General features: G+C 69.8%; 22 protein-coding genes. 5 read left to right on the top strand and 17 right to left on the bottom strand.

Features of this window, described 5'->3' with window-relative positions; genetic code table 11:
• Window positions 1–24: 24 nt before the first annotated feature.
• A complete protein-coding gene (locus tag FBY40_RS08820; RefSeq protein ID WP_141938077.1) occupies window positions 25–612 on the top strand; it encodes a GNAT family N-acetyltransferase in 588 nt (195 codons plus the stop codon).
• On the opposite strand, the gene FBY40_RS08815 is transcribed toward FBY40_RS08820, so the two are convergent.
• The 15 genes from FBY40_RS08815 to FBY40_RS17455 form a co-directional block, all read right to left on the bottom strand.
• Window positions 613–1,527, bottom strand: a complete 915-nt coding sequence (locus FBY40_RS08815) for an NUDIX domain-containing protein (protein ID WP_141938075.1) — start codon at window positions 1,525–1,527, stop codon at window positions 613–615.
• A 64-nt stretch (window positions 1,528–1,591) separates the two neighbouring features.
• Window positions 1,592–3,145: a ribosome biogenesis GTPase Der gene (gene der, locus FBY40_RS08810; protein ID WP_141938073.1), complete on the bottom strand. Its 1,554-nt coding sequence runs from the start codon at window positions 3,143–3,145 to the stop codon at window positions 1,592–1,594.
• Window positions 3,135–3,824, bottom strand: a complete 690-nt coding sequence (cmk, locus tag FBY40_RS08805) for a (d)CMP kinase (protein WP_141938071.1) — start codon at window positions 3,822–3,824, stop codon at window positions 3,135–3,137. Before cmk ends, der begins: the two co-directional genes overlap by 11 nt.
• Window positions 3,817–4,950 carry a prephenate dehydrogenase gene (locus tag FBY40_RS08800; RefSeq protein WP_141938069.1) on the bottom strand — a complete coding sequence of 378 codons (1,134 nt, stop codon included), beginning with the start codon at window positions 4,948–4,950 and terminating at the stop codon, window positions 3,817–3,819. Before FBY40_RS08800 ends, cmk begins: the two co-directional genes overlap by 8 nt.
• Entirely contained in the window at window positions 4,947–5,711 is a 765-nt protein-coding gene (locus FBY40_RS08795) for a pseudouridine synthase (protein ID WP_141938067.1), read from the bottom strand. The genes FBY40_RS08800 and FBY40_RS08795 overlap by 4 nt, the downstream gene beginning before the upstream one ends.
• Window positions 5,708–6,322: an SMC-Scp complex subunit ScpB gene (gene scpB / locus FBY40_RS08790; protein ID WP_141938065.1), complete on the bottom strand. Its 615-nt coding sequence runs from the start codon at window positions 6,320–6,322 to the stop codon at window positions 5,708–5,710. Before scpB ends, FBY40_RS08795 begins: the two co-directional genes overlap by 4 nt.
• The gene (locus FBY40_RS08785; protein ID WP_141938064.1) at window positions 6,312–7,157 is read right to left on the bottom strand and encodes a segregation and condensation protein A; all 846 of its coding nucleotides are present in this window, start codon (window positions 7,155–7,157) and stop codon (window positions 6,312–6,314) included. Before FBY40_RS08785 ends, scpB begins: the two co-directional genes overlap by 11 nt.
• Window positions 7,141–8,046: a ParA family protein gene (locus FBY40_RS08780; protein WP_124292968.1), complete on the bottom strand. Its 906-nt coding sequence runs from the start codon at window positions 8,044–8,046 to the stop codon at window positions 7,141–7,143. The genes FBY40_RS08785 and FBY40_RS08780 overlap by 17 nt, the downstream gene beginning before the upstream one ends.
• 57 nt (window positions 8,047–8,103) lie before the next feature.
• Window positions 8,104–9,027, bottom strand: a complete 924-nt coding sequence (xerD, locus tag FBY40_RS08775; RefSeq protein WP_141938062.1) for a site-specific tyrosine recombinase XerD — start codon at window positions 9,025–9,027, stop codon at window positions 8,104–8,106.
• 34 nt (window positions 9,028–9,061) lie between these two features.
• On the bottom strand, window positions 9,062–9,658 hold the full coding sequence (locus tag FBY40_RS08770) for an NUDIX domain-containing protein (protein ID WP_141938060.1): 597 nt from the start codon (window positions 9,656–9,658) through the stop codon (window positions 9,062–9,064).
• On the bottom strand, window positions 9,651–11,339 hold the full coding sequence (locus FBY40_RS08765) for a CTP synthase (protein WP_141940099.1): 1,689 nt from the start codon (window positions 11,337–11,339) through the stop codon (window positions 9,651–9,653). Before FBY40_RS08765 ends, FBY40_RS08770 begins: the two co-directional genes overlap by 8 nt.
• Window positions 11,326–13,065 (bottom strand): DNA repair protein RecN, encoded by a 1,740-nt coding sequence (gene recN / locus FBY40_RS08760; RefSeq protein ID WP_141938058.1) that lies wholly within the window; start codon window positions 13,063–13,065, stop codon window positions 11,326–11,328. The genes FBY40_RS08765 and recN overlap by 14 nt, the downstream gene beginning before the upstream one ends.
• Window positions 13,062–14,030 (bottom strand): NAD kinase, encoded by a 969-nt coding sequence (locus FBY40_RS08755; RefSeq protein ID WP_141938056.1) that lies wholly within the window; start codon window positions 14,028–14,030, stop codon window positions 13,062–13,064. The genes recN and FBY40_RS08755 overlap by 4 nt, the downstream gene beginning before the upstream one ends.
• On the bottom strand, window positions 14,027–14,827 hold the full coding sequence (locus FBY40_RS08750) for a TlyA family RNA methyltransferase (RefSeq protein ID WP_141938054.1): 801 nt from the start codon (window positions 14,825–14,827) through the stop codon (window positions 14,027–14,029). Before FBY40_RS08750 ends, FBY40_RS08755 begins: the two co-directional genes overlap by 4 nt.
• Window positions 14,824–15,000 carry a hypothetical protein gene (locus tag FBY40_RS17455; protein WP_200829960.1) on the bottom strand — a complete coding sequence of 59 codons (177 nt, stop codon included), beginning with the start codon at window positions 14,998–15,000 and terminating at the stop codon, window positions 14,824–14,826. Before FBY40_RS17455 ends, FBY40_RS08750 begins: the two co-directional genes overlap by 4 nt.
• A 148-nt stretch (window positions 15,001–15,148) precedes the next feature.
• Here FBY40_RS17455 and FBY40_RS08745 point away from each other — a divergent pair, with 148 nt between their 5' ends.
• The 4 genes from FBY40_RS08745 (at window position 15,149) to FBY40_RS08735 (ending at window position 18,045) form a co-directional block, all read left to right on the top strand.
• A complete protein-coding gene (locus FBY40_RS08745) occupies window positions 15,149–16,702 on the top strand; it encodes a helix-turn-helix transcriptional regulator (RefSeq protein ID WP_141938052.1) in 1,554 nt (517 codons plus the stop codon).
• 217 nt (window positions 16,703–16,919) lie between these two features.
• Window positions 16,920–17,258 carry a glycosyltransferase gene (locus FBY40_RS17560; RefSeq protein WP_235014727.1) on the top strand — a complete coding sequence of 113 codons (339 nt, stop codon included), beginning with the start codon at window positions 16,920–16,922 and terminating at the stop codon, window positions 17,256–17,258.
• Window positions 17,255–17,845 carry a glycosyltransferase gene (locus tag FBY40_RS17555; RefSeq protein WP_235014726.1) on the top strand — a complete coding sequence of 197 codons (591 nt, stop codon included), beginning with the start codon at window positions 17,255–17,257 and terminating at the stop codon, window positions 17,843–17,845. Before FBY40_RS17560 ends, FBY40_RS17555 begins: the two co-directional genes overlap by 4 nt.
• 17 nt (window positions 17,846–17,862) lie before the next feature.
• Window positions 17,863–18,045, top strand: a complete 183-nt coding sequence (locus tag FBY40_RS08735; RefSeq protein WP_141938050.1) for a hypothetical protein — start codon at window positions 17,863–17,865, stop codon at window positions 18,043–18,045.
• A 20-nt stretch (window positions 18,046–18,065) separates the two neighbouring features.
• On the opposite strand, the gene FBY40_RS08730 is transcribed toward FBY40_RS08735, so the two are convergent.
• Window positions 18,066–19,103 carry an HAD-IIA family hydrolase gene (locus tag FBY40_RS08730; RefSeq protein ID WP_141938048.1) on the bottom strand — a complete coding sequence of 346 codons (1,038 nt, stop codon included), beginning with the start codon at window positions 19,101–19,103 and terminating at the stop codon, window positions 18,066–18,068.
• Window positions 19,103–19,780: a hypothetical protein gene (locus FBY40_RS08725; RefSeq protein ID WP_235014724.1), complete on the bottom strand. Its 678-nt coding sequence runs from the start codon at window positions 19,778–19,780 to the stop codon at window positions 19,103–19,105. The genes FBY40_RS08730 and FBY40_RS08725 overlap by 1 nt, the downstream gene beginning before the upstream one ends.
• Window positions 19,781–19,909 lie beyond the last annotated feature (129 nt).

The raw sequence follows: 19,909 nt of genomic DNA, 5'->3' as shown, positions 1-19,909 counted from the left end.
GACGGCTGCCGCTACCGTCGCCCCATGAGCGTCGAGATCCTGCCCGCCACATCCGACCGCCACGACGATGCCGTGCACGCCATCGCGCACGGCGACGGGCCGAGCTGCCTGTGCCAGTGGTGGATGGTCCGTCCCTCGGATTTCGCCGCGTTGACCACGCAGGACAAACAGCGGATGCTGCGCGACGACCTGTCGGCCACGGTGGCGCCGGGCCTCATCGCCTATCGGGACGGCGAGGCGGCGGGCTGGGTCAGAGTCGGCCCTCGCCCCGCCCAGACGCGCATCGCACGCACCCGGGCGATCGTCGCGCATTCCCGCGAGCCCCTCGATGACTCCTCCGTCTGGGCGGTCACCTGCTTCGCGATCCGACGCGAGCATCGCGGCGAGGGCCTCATGCGGGATCTCCTCGATGCCGCCGTCGCCCACGCCCGGGCGCAGGGCGCGCGGGTGATCGAGGGCTATCCCCTCGATCCGAAGGTGAAGAGGCGCGGCGCCAACGATCTGTATCACGGCACCGTCTCGGTCTTCGAGGGTGCGGGGTTCGAGGTGATCGCCCGCCCCCGACCCGACACGGCGATCGTCGCGCTCACCGTTCGCGATACGACCGGCTGACTACGCGCCCACGCCATCCGGCAGACGGTCGAGCAGCCATCGTGCACCGTGGGTCGTCGCACCGAGCGCACCCACGCGCGCAGCGAGCTGGCGATCACTCGTGATGACCGTCACCGCTTCTCCTCGAGCCACCGCCGTCGCCGCCGTCGTGACGATCTCGTCGTCCCCCACCGCAGGAGCGAGGACGACCTCCAGACCCTCCGGCACCTCCGCCCGCCGCGCCTCGCCCTCCACCACGCCGACGATGCGCGGGAACCACAGGTCGCCCCGGAGCCCGAGGGCCTGCGCGTCGACGCCGGTGTCGGCGAGATCGCGCAGGCGGCGGAGCATCCGATCCGTCGCGCCCGCCCGATCGCGCCACCACCCGTCGGCGAGCGCACCCACGACGTTGGCCACGTCGACGATCACGGTGGGGTGTATCCGCAGGCTCTCCCGCAACGACGGCCAGGCCGCTCCGAAGCCGGGATGCAGCGGATAGTCCTCGACCTCATCCACCCCGACCCATCCGAGCTCCAGGCTCTCCGGATCGGCGATCACGGGCTCGAAGGGCACCACCACCTCGGCGACGACGGTCGTGTAGGTCCAGATCTCCACGTCGAGCACGCTGACGAAACGGGGGCGGACGGCCCCGGCAGGGACACCGGCTTCCTCTCGCGCTTCGCGCAGCGCAGCATCGGTGGCTCCCTCCCCCTGGTGCCTCGCTCCGCCGGGCAGTCCCCACGTGCCGCCGAAATGACTCCATCCGACACGATGTTGCAGGAGCACGCCACGCTTCGGATCGACCGCGAGCAGCCCGGCGGCGCCGAAACGACCCCAGTACCGCTCACCGGACTCCGCCACGACCCACGCGTCACCCGGATCGCGCGGCCCGCTCGGGCGACGCGGCTCACCAGGGGCCGGGGGTTCGATGGTCACGCATTCAGCCTGTCACAGCGCTGGAGCTCCGGGCCTCGGCCGCGTCATCGGATGTCACGGCGCATCAGCGCTGGCGGCGCTCCCGCACACGCATGTTGAGGACGATCGGCGTGCCCTCGAAGCCGTACAGCTCTCGGAGGCGGCGCTGGATGAAGCGGCGATACCCGGGATCGAGGAACCCGGTGGTGAACAGGACGAAGGTCGGCGGACGCGTCGACGCCTGCGTGCCGAACAGGATGCGAGGCTGCTTGCCCCCGCGAAGCGGATGCGGGTGCTCGGCGACGAGCTCGGAGAGGAACGCGTTGAACTTTCCGGTGGAGATGCGCTGGTCCCACGACGCCAGCGCCGTCTCCAGCGCCGGGACGAGCTTGTCCAGATGCCGCCCGGTGCGCGCGGAGATGTTCACGCGCGGCGCCCAGGCGACGTGGGCGAGGTCCTGCTCGATCTCGCGCTCGAGGTAGCGGCGACGATCGGCGTTCTCGAGATCGGCATCGTTCAGCCGATCCCACTTGTTGAACGCGAGCACGAGCGCCCGTCCGGATTCGAGCACGAGGTCGATGATGCGGACGTCCTGCTCGCTGAGCGACTCCGAGACGTCGAGCACGACGACGGCGACCTCGGCCTTCTCCAGCGCCGCCGACGTGCGCAGCGACGCGTAGAAGTCCGCCCCCTGCTGGAGGTGGACTCGGCGACGGATGCCGGCGGTGTCGACGAACCGCCACAGCTTGCCGCCCAGCTCGACGACCTCGTCGACAGGGTCACGGGTGGTACCCGCCAGTTCGTTGACGACGACCCGTTCCTCGCCGGCGGCCTTGTTCAGCAGCGACGACTTGCCGACGTTCGGTCGACCGAGGATCGCCACGCGGCGCGGACCGCCGATCTCCTGCTTGGCGACGGCGGAGACCTCCGGCAGCACCTTCATCATCTCGTCGAGCAGGTCCGCCACGCCGCGGCCGTGAATGGCCGAGACGGGGTGCGGCTCGCCCAGACCGAGGTTCCACAGGGCTGCAGCCTCGGGCTCCTGCCGGGCATCATCGATCTTGTTGGCGACGAGGAAGACGGGCTTCCCGCTCTTGCGTAGCAGCTTCACGACGTGCTCATCCGTGGAGGTCGCCCCCACCATCGCGTCGACGACGAACATCACGACGTCGCAGAGGTCGATGGCGATCTCCGCCTGAGCGGCGACAGACGCATCGATGCCACGGGCGTCGGGTTCCCACCCACCGGTGTCGACGATCGAGAAGCGTCGGTCCATCCATTCCGCCTTGTAGGTCACCCGGTCGCGGGTCACCCCCGGTGTGTCCTCGACGACGGCCTCGCGGCGTCCGAGGATCCGGTTCACGAGCGCGGACTTGCCGACGTTCGGCCGGCCGACGATCGCCACGACCGGCAGGGCCGGGAGGTATTCCACCCCATCGCCATCGTCGAGAAGGCCGGCCAGAAGCGCCGCATCCTCATCCTCGAGGTCGTAGTCCGACAGGCTCGCCCGGAGCGTCGCCGCGCGCTGCTCGGCGAGGTCGTCGTCGAGGTCGGCGAGGGTCTCGGCGAGGTGGTCCTCTCCCCCGGCGTACTCCTGGTCGTCGGAAGGGGCGTCGGTGGGACGCAGGTCATCGGACATCGGGAACTCCCGTCTCCACGAGCGAGTGCACGACACCGAGGACGGCGTCGACGGTCTGTGAGAAATCGAGGTCGGTCGAATCGACCACCGTCACCCCGGGGGCGGCGGTGAGGAAGTCGACGACCGTGCTGTCGGAGGTGTCGCGCCGCTCGAGCGCCGCCGCGACGGCCGCGGTGTCGTCGGTGTGCAGCTCGGCTGACCGGCGTGCGGCGCGCACCGCGGGCGCGGCGGTGAGAAGGATGCGCACCCGGGCATCAGGCGCGACCACCGTGGTGATGTCGCGACCTTCGACGACCACCCCCGGTCTGCCGGACGAGGCGATGAGGGCGCGGAAGAGCGAGTTGATGGACCGTCGGACCGGCGCCACCCGCGCGACGCCGCTCACGGCGTCTGTGACGCGCTGCTCACGGATCGCGGCGGTGACATCGACCGCGCCAACACGGACCCAGTAGTCCTCGGGGTCGAGGGAGATGTCGTAGTCGAAGTCGCCGGCGAGCTCGAGCACCGCGGTTGCGTCGGACGTATCGGCCCCATGCTCGAGCGCATGCCAGGCCAGCGCTCGATAGGCGGCGCCGGTGTCGAGGTAGCCGAAGCCGAGGCGGCGTGCCACCTCCTTCGAGACGCTGGATTTCCCGCTTCCCGCGGGGCCGTCGATGGCGACGACGAGGGGATCAGTCATGGGTGGTGCTCGCAATCTTCCAGCCGCGGGACTCCAGCCCCGCGATCGCAGGGCGGACGGCGCTGGGCACGACGCTGATTTCGGCGAGACCGAACAGCGCTCCCGGCGAATGCTCCAGCCGCAGGTCTTCGACGTTCACATGCAGTTCTCCGAGGTCGCCGAAGAGTCGGCCGAGCTGGCCCGGTCGGTCATCGACCATGACGACGACGGTCTCGAACCGTCGGTTCTGGCCGTGCTTGCCGGGCAGGCGCTCGACGCCCTCGTTGCCGCGACGGATCGTGTCGGCGATCGAGCGGCGAGCGCCGGGCGCTTCGGGCGCGCGAAGGGCACCGGCGACGTCGGCGAGGTCGGCGGCGACAGCGTCGAGAACGGATGCCACGGGCGCGGCGTTCGCGCCGAGGATCTGCACCCACAGCTCCGGGGCGGAGGCGGCGATGCGGGTGGTGTCGCGGACGCCCTGGCCGGCGAGGCGCAGGAAGCCGTCGGGGGCATCGACGAAGCGCGCGGCCAGCAGGCTCGCCACCAGCTGCGGCACGTGCGACATGAGCGCGACGGCGGCGTCGTGCTCTTCGGGCGTCATCTCCAGCGGTGTGGCACCGAGATCCAGCGCAAGGGCCTCGACGACGGCGAGGTCGCGGGAGGGGGTCTCCTCGTCCCGGCAGACCACCCAGGGCCTGCCCACGAAGATGTCGGCGCGAGCAGCGATCGCGCCCCCGCGTTCTCGTCCGGCCAGCGGGTGCGACCCGATGTAGTGGGTCAGATCCACACCGCGCTCACGAAGGGTGCGAAGCGGCTGCAGCTTGACGCTCGCGACATCGGTCACCACAGCCTGCGGGTGGCGACGCAGCTCCCGCTCGATGACGTCGGCCGTCACGTCGGGGGGCACGGCGACGACGATGAGCGCAGGATCATCGTCGTCGCGGGCCGCACGCCCCGCGCCGTAGTCGATCGCCAGGCGCAACTGCGAGGGTGAGGTGTCGTCGAGGGCGACGTCGACGCCGATGGCGCTCAGAGCATGCCCGATGCTCGCCCCCAGCAGGCCCGAACCGACGATGCGGACGGTCCCCTGAACCCGCGGCGCGAGCGGCGGGGCCGGGCGCGCGGCAGAGCTGTTCTCGAGGGTCACGGGTTCTCCTGGCGCGACAGGGTCAGAAGCGCACCGCGTTCCACTGTAGTCAACTCCCGCGCCTGTCCCACGGCGAGGGTTCCCAGGTGCAGGGGCCCGAACTGCCGCCGGACCAGCTCGACGACCGGATGCCCCACCTCGGCCATCATGCGCCGGACGATGCGGTTGCGCCCCGAGTGCAGGGTGAGCTCGACGAGGGATTCGTCTTCCGCGGGAGAAGATGACAGCAGACGGGCCTTGTCGGCGGCGATGGGGCCGTCGTCCAGCTCGACTCCGCGGGTGAGTCGGGCGACCGTCTGCGCGGTGACGCGACCTTCGACCTTGGCGACGTAGACCTTTGTCACGCCGAAGGAGGGATGCGCCAGAACGTGGGCGAGTGCGCCGTCGTTCGTCAGCACGAGCAGTCCGCTGGTGTCGGCGTCGAGCCGGCCGACGTTGTACAGCCGCTCCGGCCACGCCGCGGTGAAGGTCCGCAGGTCGGGCCTCCCCCGGTCGTCCTTCAGAGAGCTCACCACCCCGCGCGGCTTGTTGAGCATGACGTACCGCTTGGACTGATCCAGCTGCACCGCGACACCGTCGACATCGATGAGGTCGGTGTCGGGGTCGACGCGCGAGCCCAGTTCGGTCACCGGCTGCCCGTTGACCCGCACCCGCCCGTCGACGATCATCTGCTCGGCGACGCGCCGCGATGCGACGCCGGCGTTCGCCAGCGCCTTCTGCAGGCGCACGCCCTCGGTTCCCGGTTCGGTGGTCTCGCTCATCGGATGTCCTCGAAACCGTCCGCGCCGTCATCGAGCAGAGGGGAGATCGGCGGCAGGTCGTCGAGGGTGTTGATGCCCAGGTTCACCAGCAGCGCGTCGGTCGTCTCGTAGTGGATCGCCCCGGTGTCGGGGTCGGTGAAGGCCTCGGTGATGAGGCCGCGGGCGAGCAGGGTGCGGACGACCGAGTCGACGTTCACCGCACGGATCGCAGCGACCTGGCCGCGGGTGACGGGCTGCTTGTAGGCGATCACCGCCAGGGTCTCGAGGGCTGCCTGCGACAGTCGTGCCGGCGCCTGGCCGCCGACGAACTCGCTCACGAGGTCATCGTGCTCGGCGCGGACGTACAGGCGCCACCCGCCGCCGACCTCGCGGAGCTCGAAGCCTCGGCGGGGACCGCCCGTGTCACCGTCGTAGTCGGCGACGAGCGCCTCGACGGCCTGGCGGACGGCGGCGACAGGCGCACCCACCGCCGTCGCGAGGCTCACCAGGCTCTGCGGCTCCTCCACCACCAGCAGGATGGCTTCCAGTTGCCGTGCCACCGACGCCGGCGTCGGCGTCGGTGGGGTCTCGGCCGGCGGGAGTGGATCGGTCGGGGTCTGCTCATCGGTCATAGTCGGCTCCCAAGCTGGCGAGACTCTCGTCGCTCCAGCGATCAGCGGTCCACCGCAGGGTCAATTCGCCGAGCGGTTCGAGCTGCTCGAATGACACAGCGGCGTGGCGGAACAGCTCGAGGACGGAGAGGAATCGGGCGACGACCACGCCGGGCTGATCGACGCCCGCGATCAGCTCGCGGAACGACAGCGATCCCGCTCCGCGAAGGAGCGCCACCACGACGGCCGCCTGTTCGCGGATGCTGACCAGTGGCGCATGCAGATGATCCAGGCGCACCTGGGGGATCTCCTTCGGGGTCAGCGCGAGGAGGGCGAGCGCGGCGAAGTCGGCGGCGCTGAGCGTCCAGACGAGTTCGGGCGTCGACGCGCGGTGGCGTTCGTCCAGTCGTACGGCCCGAGCGTGACGGTGATCCTCGGCGTGCAGGCGCTCGGCGAACCAGCTCGACACCTGCTTGAACGCGCGGTATTGCAGCAGCCGGGCGAACAGGAGGTCACGGGCCTCCAGCAGCGCCACCGACTCGGCGTCGACGAGCTCTCCCTGCGGGAGGAGTCCCGCGACCTTCATGTCCAGGAGGGTCGCCGCGACGACGAGGAACTCCGAGGCCTCCTCGAGCTCTTCATCGGGGTCCAGCCGCCGCAGGTAGGCGATGAATTCGTCGGTGACCGCACTGAGCGAGACCTCGGTGATGTCGAGCTCCCGCTGGGAGATGAGGGTGAGCAGAAGATCGAAAGGACCGTCGAAGACGCTGAGCGAGACGCGGAATCCGTCTCCCTGTCGGGCGGGCGCGTCCGACGCCGCGGGCGACCCGTCGGGGGTGTCAGGCGACGGCGCCACGCGCGACCAGCTCCCGCGCGAGCCGCAGGTAGGCCTGCGCCGCGGCGTGCTCGGGCGCGAACTCGGTGATGGGCATTCCCGAGACGGAGGCGTCGGGGAATTTCACGGTGCGTCCGATGACCGTCTCCAGCACCTCGTCGCCGAAGGCGTCGACGACGCGCTCGAGCACCTCGCGGGAGTGGAGGGTGCGGGAGTCGTACATCGTGGCGAGCACTCCGTCGAGCGTGATCGTCGGATTCAGCCGGTCGCGCACCTTGTCGATGGTTTCGATGAGGAGGGCCACACCGCGAAGGGCGAAGAACTCGCACTCGAGGGGGATGAGCACGCCGTGGCTCGCCGTGAGCGCATTGACCGTGAGGAGGCCGAGGGACGGCTGGCAGTCCACGAGGATGACGTCGTAGTCGGCCGACACCTTGCGCAGCACGCGGGCCAGCGTCGTCTCGCGCGCGACCTCGTTGACGAGGTGGACCTCGGCGGCCGAGAGGTCGATGTTGGCGGGGAGGACATCGAGATTCTCGACCCGGGTGGTCACGATCACCTCGGCGGGATCGCGCTTGGTGTCCAGGAGCAGGTCGTAGATCGTCGGGATCTCGTGGGTCTGGATGCCGAGACCCGCCGACAGCGCACCCTGGGGGTCGAAGTCCACAGCCAGGACGCGACGACCGTACCCGGCCAGTGCCGCGGCGAGGTTGATGGTGGTGGTGGTCTTTCCCACCCCGCCCTTCTGGTTGCACAGCGAGATGATGCGCGCCGGCCCGTGGCCGTCGAGCTTGGGCGGGGTCGGGAATCCGCGATAGGGCCGACCGGTGGGACCGATCGGGACGTCGCTGACAGCGGCCTTCTTCGCGCTCCGCGTGCTACCGGCCACGACTCTCCTGACTTCCGACATGTCTGATCGATTCTAACGACGCGCGCCACCGTGCCCGGGAGGCTCACCCATCACGGCTCACCGCGCGCGCGGATGGCTGGTCGCGTAGACATCGCGCAGCGCCTCGACGCTCACATGGGTGTAGATCTGGGTCGTCGTGACCGACGCGTGACCCAGGAGCTCCTGCACCACTCGCACATCGGCACCGCCCTGCAGCAGGTGCGTGGCGAAGGAGTGCCGAAGAGTGTGGGGCGAGACGTGGGCGGTCAGTCTCGCCCGCTCCGCCGCCTGCTGGATCACCAGCCACGCGCTCTGACGCGACAGCGGCGCGCCGCGCACACCGAGGAAGAGCCGGGGTGTCGCCCGGCCGCGCCGCGAGAGCTCCGGGCGGGCGCGGGTGAGGTACGCACCGAGCGCCGCCTGAGCGTACGACCCCACCGGCACGATGCGTTCCTTGGCCCCTTTGCCTCGCAGGCGGAGCACCGCCGGGTGGGAGACGTCGTCGAGATCGAGCTGGACCGCCTCCGACACCCGCGCTCCGGTGGCATAGAGCAGTTCGAGGAGCGCGCGGTCTCTGAGGCCCACTTCGTCACCGGGCTGCGCGGCACCGGGCGCCGGCCCCGCCGCATCCAGCAGCTGCTCCACCTGCGCGACGGTCAGCGCCTTGGGCAACCGCTGGGGGGCTTTCGGTGGGCGCAGCGTTCCGGCGGGGTCGACATCCTGGAGTCCCTCCTGCACGAGGAAGCGGTGCAGACCCCGTACCGACGACTGCAGCCGGGCGAGACTGGTTGGCGCCGGCGCGGGGACATCGCGTGCGCGCTCGGCCGCGAAGTCCTCGAGCAGCTGGGGGGTCACCTCGCCGAGATCACGGATGCCGCGCCGGCCGAGCCACTCCCCGTAGATGCCGAGATCACGGCGATACGCCGCGACGGTGTGCTCGGAAAGCCCCCGCTCGACGGTGATATGGCGAAGGTAGGCGTTCACCGCCCGATCCGGCGTCATCGTATCGGCCAGCCGGTGAGGATCATCGTGCCGTTCAGCCTGCCGCGCGCTCGCGCCGGAGAACCTCCGCGGCGGCGAGCGCGCCGGTCGCGAGGATGCCGTTGCGGAACCGCCCGGCGATCACGGCGTCGACGACATCCGCGAGCGCGATCCACTCCACGCGGATGTCGGCCTCCTCCTCACCGCGGGCGTGCACCTCAGGGGCGGCGGAGAGCCCGCGGGCGAGGAAGAGGTGCACGACCTCGTCGTTCCCGCCGGGGGTGGTGAAGATGCTCACCAGCGGCTCCCACCGCTCGGCGACGAGGTCGACCTCCTCGGCGAGCTCTCGCTTCGCGGTCTGCAGCGGCGGCTCACCCTCGACGTCGAGGAGCCCTGCCGGGATCTCCCAGTCGCGATGACGGATGGGATGGCGGTACTGCTGGATGACGATGATGCGGCCCTCGGCGTCGAGCGCGACCACGGCGGCCGCGCCCGGGTGCGCGACGTACTCACGGACGAGCTCGTCGCCTGCGTACCGGACGACGTCGCGCTGCACGTTCCACACCCGGCCGGTGTAGACCCGCTCTGCCGAGGCGACGTGAGGCGTCACCGGTTCGTCGCCGAGGCGCTCCGAGGTCGCAGGTTCAGCCATTGTCGACATCGAACAGCTCGCTGGCGCGGTGACGGTCGAGGGCGGCGCCGATGAGACCACGGAAGAGCGGATGCGGCTCTGTGGGGCGGGAGCGCAGCTCCGGATGGGCCTGCGTGGCGATGTAGTACGGGTGGACCTCGCGAGGCAGCTCGACGTATTCGACGAGGTTGCGGTCGGGCGAGAGCCCCGAGAACACCAGACCCGCTTCGGCGAGCTGCGCGCGATAGGCGTTGTTGACCTCGTAGCGATGACGGTGCCGCTCGAGCACGCGGTCGGACTGGTAGACCTCGGCGGCCACGGAGCCCTCGGCCAGCTGCGCGGGGTACAGCCCCAGGCGCATGGTTCCGCCGAGATCGCCGCGATCGAGGATGTCGACCTGCTCGGCCATCGTCGCGATCACGGGGTGGGGTGTCTCAGGGTCGAACTCGCTCGAGGAGGCGTCATCGAGACCGGCGATGTTGCGCGCGTACTCGATCACCATGCACTGCAGGCCCAGGCAGAGTCCGAGCGTCGGGATGCCCTGTTCGCGGGCGAACCGCAGCGCGCCGAGCTTGCCCTCGATCCCCCGGATGCCGAATCCGCCGGGAACGATGATCCCGTCGAGGTCGCCGAGCGCCTTGGCCGCGCCCTCGGGCGTCTGGCAGTCGTCGGAGGGGATCCATCGGATGGTCACATCCGTCTCGTGCGCGAAGCCGCCGGCCTTCAGCGCCTCGGTGACGCTGAGGTAGGCGTCGGGAAGGTCGATGTACTTTCCGACCAGGCCGATCGTCACCTCGTGCTTGGGATTGTGCACCGCCTGCAGCACCTTGTCCCACCGGGACCAGTCCACGTCGGCTGCGGTCTCCAGGCCCAGGGCTCGGACGATGTAGGCGTCCAGCCCCTGCTCGTGCAGCATCGTCGGGATGTCGTAGATGCTCGGCACATCGACGGCGTTCACGACCGCGTCCTCGTCGACGTCGCACATCAGCGCGATCTTGCGCTTGTTGCCCTCGGTGACGGGGCGGTCGCTTCGAAGGACGAGGGCGTCGGGCTGGATGCCGATGGAGCGCAGTGCCGCCACCGAGTGCTGCGTGGGCTTGGTCTTCTGCTCTCCCGAGGCTCCCATGAAGGGCACCAGCGACACGTGCACGAAGAAGACATTGCCTCGCCCCAGCTCGTGTCGAATCTGCCGAGCCGATTCGATGAACGGCTGCGACTCGATGTCGCCGACGGTTCCTCCGATCTCCGTGATGATGACGTCGGGTCGGGGCTCCTCACTGGCCTGCAGACGCATCCGGCGCTTGATCTCGTCGGTGATGTGCGGGATCACCTGCACGGTGTCGCCGAGGTACTCCCCGCGGCGCTCGCGGGCGATGACCTGGGAGTAGATCTGCCCGGTCGTGACGTTGGCCGCCTGGCTGAGATCGATGTCGAGGAAACGCTCGTAGTGCCCGATATCCAGATCGGTCTCGGCACCGTCATCCGTCACGAACACCTCACCGTGCTGGAAGGGGTTCATCGTGCCCGGATCGACGTTCAGATACGGATCGAGTTTCTGCATCACCACACGCAGACCTCGGGCGGTGAGGAGGTTTCCCAGACTGGCGGCGGTCAGCCCCTTGCCCAATGAAGAGACGACACCGCCCGTCACGAAAATGTGTCTGGTGGTGTCGTCGTTCGGTCCCGCCTCAGGAGTCTGCATCACGGGCTTCGATCCTATCAGCCGGTTGTGGCGACGCTGCGGTCGCAGCGCCGAGTTCGAGGAGTTCTCTGGCGTGGGTCAACGCCGCATCGGAATCGGGCATGCCCGAGAGCAGGCGCGCCATCTCGGCTTCCCGGTCTGCGCCCGACAGCCGCCGCACGCTCGAGGCGGTGACCGAGCCGTCGCTGGCCTTCTCCACCGTCAGATGGTTGCCCGCGAAAGCCGCCACCTGGGCGAGATGGGTGACCGCGATCACCTGCGCCGACCGGGCGAGCACCGCGAGGCGACGGCCGACCTCGATGGCGGCGGCGCCGCCGATGCCCGCGTCGACCTCGTCGAAGACGAAGGTGGGCACGGGATCCGTCCCTGCGATGACCACTTCGATCGCGAGCATCACCCGACTGAGCTCGCCCCCCGAGGCCCCGCGCGCCACCGGCCGCGGCTCGGCCCCGGGGTGGGCGGCAAGGAGGAAGGTGACCTCATCGCGGCCGGAGGCGGTCGCCGACGACTCCGCGACGTCGACCCGCACCAGCGCGTCCGGCATCGCCAGGGCGCGGACCTCTGCCGTCACCGCCTGCCCCAGCCGCTCTGCGGCGTCCCTCCGAGCCGCCGACAGCGTCCTCGCAGCGGCATCGAGCTCCGCGGCCGCCTCGTCGCGATCCTGTGACAGGCGCGCGACCCGGTCGGCATCGTCGTCGAGCTCCATCAGCCGCGCCGATCCCGACGCCAGGAACGCGATCGCCTCGTCGAGGGCGCCGTGGCGACGGACGAGCGCCCCGAGAACGGCTCGGCGCTCCTCCACCTGCTCGAGCTCACGAGGCCCGGACTCGTCGAGATCAGCGAGATAGGCCGAGAGCGCCGTCGCGGCGTCGACGATCCGGTACCCGATGTCGGCCAGTTCGTCGGCATGGGGGCGCAGCGCCGGATCATCCACCCGCTCCAGCGCCTGTCGGGCCTCCGCGACCAGCGTCGCGGCGTCAGGCACGTCGAGATCGCTCGAGAGGGCGTCGTGCGCGGCGGCGGCCGCCACCCGCAGTTCCTCGGCGTTGGCCAGGCGCTCCGCACGCGCAGCGAGCTCGACGTCCTCCCCCGGGTGTGGATCGGCCTCCTCGATCTCGGCGACGGCGGCCCTCAGGTCGTCGGCCTCCCGAGCGCGGGTCTCGCGCGCCTCGAGAAGGGCACGAAGCTCCTCATCGAGCGCCCGGTGGCGGTGGAAGAGCTCCCGGTACGCCGCGAGAGCGGAGCGCACCGGCTCGCCGCCGAAGCGGTCGAGGGCATCCCGCTGAGCCGCGGTCGAGCGCAAGCGGAGCTGATCGGACTGACCGTGCACGACGACGAGATGGTCGGCGACGTCGGCGAGGACCCCGGCGGGGGCCGATCGGCCGCCGACACTCGCGCGGCTGCGCCCCTCGCTGGTGACGGTGCGGCCGAGGAACAGCTCGGCCCGATCGTCCTCCAGAGGTTCGACCTCTCCCCCGGCCTCTTCGACGCGGGCGGCGACCGGGCCGCGTGCCGGCACCGTCCAGACCCCGTCGACTGCGGCCTGACCGCTTCCCGCGCGCACCACCGAGGAATCGGCGCGCTGACCGAGCAGCAGACCGAGCCCGGTGACGACCATGGTCTTCCCGGCGCCGGTCTCGCCGGTGATCGCCGTGAATCCGGGGCCGAGAGGCAGGGTGGCCTCGGCGATGACGCCGAGACCGCGCAGGCGCATCTCCTCGATCATGATGATCGCTCGCGGTCGGATGCGGTGGTCGGGCCCCGCCAGCCCTCGACCGGCAGACGGAACTTGCGCACCAGGCGGTCGGTGAAGGCTGCCGGATGAAGGCGAGCCAACCGAACCGGATGCGTGGCGCGTCGCACCACGACACGGGCCCCGGGGGGCAAGTCGTGGGAGCGACGTCCGTCGCACCACAGGATGCCGGTGTCATCGGTGCGGTCGAGCACCTCGATCGCCACGGCGTGCTCGGGTCCGACCACGAGAGGCCGCGCGAACAGAGCGTGCGCCGAGAGCGGCACGACCGAGATCGCCTGCACGGTCGGCCAGATGATCGGGCCGCCGGCGGAGAAGTTGTACGCCGTCGACCCGGTCGGCGTGGACACGACCACCCCGTCGCATCCGAAACTCGACAGCGGTCGCCCGTCGACTTCGATCACGACCTCGAGCATCCGCTGGCGGCTGGCCTTCTCCACCGTCGCCTCGTTCAACGCCCACGTGTCGTAGACCACAGCGCCCGAGGCGTCCTTCACCCGAACGGAGAGGGTGAGGCGCTCCTCGACCTCATAGTCGCGGGCGATGACCATGCGGACCGCATCGTCCATGTCATCCGGCTCGATCTCAGCGAGGAAGCCGACGTGGCCCATGTTGATCCCGAGGACCGGTGCACCGCCGTCGCGGACGAGTTCGGCCGCGCGGAGGATCGTACCGTCGCCGCCGAGGACGATCGCCAGCTCGATGTCGTCGATCGCGACGTCATCGCCGAGCCGGCCGATCCGGGCGGGCGATGCCCCCGGTTCCTCGGCGCGGAAGAGGCGCTCGGTCAGCAGACGCATCTCGGCCGTGTCGTCGGCGGGAAGAACGGGACGGGCTCCGGCAGCGTTGAGCGCCGTGATCACCCGGGTCGCCGCGTCGATCGTCGCTGGCCGGTGTGCGTGCGCGACGACGAGGATGTTGCGCTCCGGCTCGGTCATCGCTCCCCTGCCACGTCGTTCACGGTCCCGAGCCATTCTGTCGGGTTTTGCCCCGCCCCCGGTCGCAGGTGGATGAGGAACTCCCTGTTGCCACGCGCGCCGAGGAGGGGTGAGGCGATGACGCCTGCCGTGCCGAACCCGCTGTCCCAGGCGCTCCACAGCACACCGGCGACCGCGTCGGCACGCGCGGAGGGGTCCGTCACCAGCCCCTCCCTCACCCCGGTCCTCCCGACCTCGAACTGTGGCTTGACCAGCAGCACGACATCGGCCGACGTCGGCGCAACACGGGCGATCGCCGGAAGGATGTGGCGCAGCGAGATGAAGGACAGGTCCCCGACGACGATCTCCGGGCCCGTTGTGCCCGCCGACCACGCCTCCCAGTCCTCCCGGGTCATCTCGCGCGCGTTGAAGCCTTCCACGACGACGACTGCGGTGTCGGCGCGGATGCGCGCATCGAGCTGACCGTGACCCACGTCGACCGCGATCACCGTGCGGGCGCCTCGCTCGAGGAGCACCTGCGTGAACCCGCCCGTGGACGCTCCGAGATCGAGCGCGATGGACCCCCGGGGATCGACGTCGAAGGCGTCGAGGGCCGCGACGAGCTTGACCGCACCGCGGCTGACGTAATGATCGGTCGCCGCGACGTCGATGACCGCGTCGTCAGCGACGCGATGGGAGGCCTTGCGGATCTCGATGCCCCCGACTCGCACCGCACCCGCCGAGATCAGCGAGGCGGCGTGCGTGCGGGAGCGCGCCAGGCCTCGGGCAGCCAGAGCCGCGTCGAGACGATCGGTCATCGGTGCGCCGGATCGCCGGCGCCGAGGGTCTGATCCAGGCGTCGGGCGAGATCATCGTGGATCGCGGTGAAGGCCTCGGCACGCTCGGCCAACGGCTGGGATTCGATGATCTCCAGCGCCGACAGCAGCTCCGATGGAGCCTGGCCGTCGGCTTCACGGTGGCCACCTGACATGCTCACAGAATACTTCGAATCGGATCCCGCACCCGCTCCGAACACTTAGAGTCAGAGAACTCTACGGCCGATGGCGTCGATCCGAACAGCGGGGGTGGGCACCCGTGTCGGCGATGTCGGCAGTGGATGACTGGAAGGAACCCGAACCTTGACGGTCTACGATCCGTCGTCGCCCATGCCCGAGGCGATGAATCCCACCGAGGCAGACGAAGGCTGGAATCAGGCCTGGAGTGAGGGAGACGCCGCGCTGCGCGCCTGGGTGATGTCCCATCCCACACATCTGTGGTCCGAGGACATCGGTCTCCTGCTCGCCATGGCCGCGACCTATCGTTGGGAAGGAGCCGCCGGCGCGTGGCGGGCGCTGCCCTATCTCGAGAAGGCCGAGATCCTCATCGACGCCGGGCCGGAGACGAGCGGCCGGGTGCGCGCTTCCGCTGCCCTTCTGCGCTGCCTCGTAGAGCGCTCGCGCGGCGACCTGTTCGCCGCCCTCGATTACGCCGATGCCGCACTCGACATCCTCTCGTCGTCGCACAGCGATATCCGCGATCGGCTCGACCTGCGGCCGGCCGCGCTGCTCAACCGGGGGACGATCCGCGTCCTCATGGGCGATCTGTTCCGCGCGCGCGGCGACCTCGAGCGCGGTCTGCGCGATGCGGAGCCCACCCTGAATCCGCACAAGCGCATCGAAGCCCTCGGATTCCTCGCGATCGTCGAGGTCTTCACCGGAAGCGTCACGCAGGCGGACAGGGTCATGCAGACAGCTCGACCCCTCGCGGACCGTATGCCGGGAGGATTGTGGACGGCGCCGCTGGAGATCTCCGAGATGCTCATCGCCGCGGAGCGCGACGAGCTCGCACACCACGCTCCCGCGCTGCGTCGCCTCATGTGCGAGGTGGACGGATCGGAATTCGAGTTCCTGGCGCAGCACCTGCAGGTGCTCCTGGCGGAGGAGTGCGATGACCTCGAAGGTCGTTTCGAGGCGATCCGCCGGATGCGAGTAATCGAACGCGAAAGCACCGCGGCGGGACTCCTTCGCGTTCTGCGCATGGGGGATCGCGCTCAGGCGCTCATGCACGCCGGCGACCTCGCGCGGGCTGCGGTCGTGCTGCGAGACGAATCGGATCCGGCACACCTGGTGTGCGGCGCAGCCCTCACGGCTCGGGCAGCATTGGCGATCGGTGAACCGCGCAGGGCGGTGGAGGAGATCCGGAACTGCTTCCTCGACGAGGACCACCCGGTCCGGTCATTGGCCTACGCCGCTGCGATCGACGCGCAGGCGCGGGCGCTCCTGGGCGACCTTCGCTCCGCGGACGCCTCCTTCCGATTCCTCCTTCGCGAATGCGCCCGGAGCGGAGCCCTGCGCGCCTTCCGGAAGATGCCCGGCAGGGTCCTCACCCTGCTCATCGATCGAGCGATGCACAGTGATCTCGACCCGGCGGAGCGCGCATTGCTCGACGTCTTGGTATCGAGCGTCGATACCGCGGGCGACGTCGCCGACGAAGGCATTGCGCTCAGCCCGCGCGAACGGATGGTCCTGGGGCGGCTCGCTGCGGGAGAGTCACCGCGCACGATCGCGCAGTCCCTTCACGTCTCCCTCAACACCGTGAAGACGCAGCTGCGGAACGTGTATCGCAAGCTGGGCGCGTCCACGCGTGACGGCGCGCTCGAACGCGCCCGAAGTCTCGGTGTTCTGACCGCCTGACGCACCCGCAACAGACGAACAGGACCGACGGGGCGCATCCCGTCGGTCCTGTTCGTGTGTCCTCCCGTCCGAGGGCTGTCGGTTTCACCCTCCCTTCACCCCTCGCGCCCACGCCGTTATCGCCCGCCTGACCCGAGAACATCCTCCGATCAGGCGTTTTCCGCACCGCCCTCACTCCATCGTCCACGTTCGACTGTCACGGTCGAAAGGAGCGGGCATGCTTGTCGCGGTCATCCCGGCCCACAACGAGGAGGCGGGGATCGGCGCTGCCATCCAAGGGCTGCGACAGCAGAGCGCACCCCCCGATCACATCGTGGTGGTCCCCGACAACTGCACCGACGACACCGCCGCTGTCGCGGCGGATCTCGGTGCCGACGTCTGGCCGACGACGGGCAACACCGCGAAGAAGGCGGGTGCCCTCAACCAGGTGCTCGCCGTGATGCTGAGCGAGTTGGACGATGACGACCTCATCCTGGTTCAAGACGCCGACTCCGCAACGAATACGCCCGTTACGGACGCGATGTGCGACGGCTCGATGGGAGATGCCTTGTCGTGACGGGAACCGCCGCGGTGATGCGAGCCGCCGTGCTCCGCGAGATCAGCCGCGCCCGCGAGAGCGGCGCTCTTCCCTCCGGAGATGGCCACGGCGGCGTGTACGACACGACCGTTCTCACCGAGGACAACGAACTGACCTTCGCCATCAAGCATCTCGGCTACGAGGTGCTCAGTCCCGCCGGCTGCACACTCGTGACGGAAGTGATGCCCAGCTGGACGGAGCTCTGGCGCCAGCGTTTGCGATGGAAGCGCGGAGCGGTGGAGAACTGCGTGCAGTACGGACTGACGCGGGTGACGTGGCCGTACTGGGGCCGGCAGCTTCTGACGATGGTCGGATGCCTGGTGACGTACCTCTACCTCGCCACGATCGTGTTCGCCGTGGCCACGGGCCAGTGGGGCCTGCAACCCTTCTGGCTCTTCGTCACGGCCATCTTCGTGGTCGAGCGCGTCGTCACGCTGCGCGATCGCGGCTGGCGCTACATGCTGCCGGCGGCGCTCATGTACGAGCTGCTGCTCGATGTGTTCCTCCAGCTCGTCCACACCAAGGCTTACTTCGATGCGTTGACCCGACGTCAACGCGCATGGTGAGAGGAAAGGAGACGTTCATGTACAACGACGCCGTTTCGTCGATGGGAGCCGGCGCGGGCGCGGGAGCGCTCGCGGCCACCGGGTTCGATTCGCTCTGGCTCGGCCTCGCGGCTTTCGCCTTGATCGCGGCGGGGATGGCGGTGATGCGCATCGTCCCGCGTCGTCGTCGTGCGCTGGCGAATACGCCGTCGAGTGAGTGAGAGGCGGCGGCTCGCGGCCTTCAGGGCCGGTGGAACGGGTCGGCGTAGAGCCGCTCGGGCACACGGAATCCGAAGATCGCCCGTCCCGTGTTCCAGATCGCCGTCGCGCCGGCACGAAGCAGGTCGATCGGCCGGTCGCCGTCGCTGTCGATGAGCACGTCACCGCCGTCGATCCGCACACGCGCCCGGCCCACCGTGACGGTGTCGCCCGACACGCGGACGGCAGGATACGGCTCATGGAGCTCCCGCAGATCGCCGAGAAGGTACGTGGGCCGCGACCCGGGCGGTGCGGCGAGCACTTGCTTGGGCCGGTCTATGCCGGTCAGGACGAGCGCGGAATCGATGCCCGCCCGTCGGGCACCGAGAATGTCGGTGTCGAGCCGATCACCGATGAACAGCGGACGTCGCGCACCGAACCGGGACACCGCCTCCTCGAAGATCGGGGTCTCCGGCTTACCGGCGACCGTCGCCAGTCGGCCGACCGCGGTGTGCACAGCGGATACGAGCGTGCCGTTTCCGGGCGCGACACCGCGCGCCTGCGGGATCGTCCAGTCGGTGTTGGTGGCGATCCACGGGATCCCGCCATCTTCTTCAGGGATCTTCAACGCGTACGCCGCTTCGGCCAGCTGCAGCCATCCGACCTCCGGCGCGAAACCCTGCACGACTGCCGCCGGTTCATCCGCTGCGCTGCGAGTCACGACGAAGCCGGCCTTCTCGACCTCCCGCGTCAAGCCCTCCCCGCCCACGACGAGAATCGTCGAACCGGGTTCGACCCGTGTGGAGAGAAGCCGCATGGCAGCCTGGGGGCTCGTCACCACCTCGTCTGCCGCCGTGGGGAGCCCCAGCGACGTGAGGTGCTCCGCGACCGCGGTGTCCGGGCGCGAGGCGTTGTTGGTGATGTACGCCAGGCGCCTCCCATCTCGTGCCTGTTGGAGCGATGTCACCGCGTGCGGCAGCGCACCGGCCCCCGCATAGACGACACCGTCGAGATCCGCCAGGATCACGTCCACACCGTCGAGCGGGGTCGGCCCTGTGCCCCGTCTCCCGAACAGGGCCATCAGCTGCGTTCGCCTGCATCGTCGCCGGCGGAGGGCGAGACGGCATCGCCATCGCCCATCTCCTCGATCACCTCGGCGATCTCGACCGTCTCCCACTGGTCGTCACCGTTGGCACCGGCGATCACATCGGCGGCCACGTCGGCGCGCGCACGCCACGACGCAGCCTCCTCGTGACGGCCGAGCTCTTCGAGCACGGTCGCACGCGCGGCGAAGAGGTCGGAGCTCCAGGCGAAGGCGCGATCAGGATCGAGTTCGGGGATGTCCAGTTCCTGCAACGCCCGCTCGGTTTCACCGAGGTCCAGCCGCGCACCCGACATCGCGATCGCCAGATGCACCCGCACATCCGTCGGGAGCACCGTGCGGTCGACCGCCCGACCGACCTCCAGAGCGCGGTCCGGGCGACCGACCCCCCGTTCACTGTCGACCATGAGCGCGATCTGATCGTCGCGACCGGAGATGCGCCGATAGGTACGCAGCTCCCGCAGCGCCAGAGCGAAATCCCCGACGGCATACGCGGTGATCGCCGCCGTCTCGCGCACCACGGCCACGCGGCCTGCACGGCGCGTGGCGGCGAGGGCATGCTCGTGAGCTCGCGTCGGGTCTTCGTCGATGAGCAGGGCGGCCATGGCGAGGTGCCGCGCGACCGCCTCGGCATTCTCCTTACTCAGCGTCTTCAACTGATTTCGCGCCGCGGCATCGAGCGACCGTGGAGTGACGTCCTCAGGAAGATCCGGCTCGGGGATCCGCTCGGACTGCGGGGGGCGGGAACGACGTTCGTCGTGACGGGAGGAATCGTCGCGGCGAGG

The organism is Microbacterium sp. SLBN-154 (assembly GCF_006715565.1).
Lineage (GTDB): Bacteria > Actinomycetota > Actinomycetes > Actinomycetales > Microbacteriaceae > Microbacterium.
This window is presented reverse-complemented; position numbering and strand designations above follow the sequence as displayed.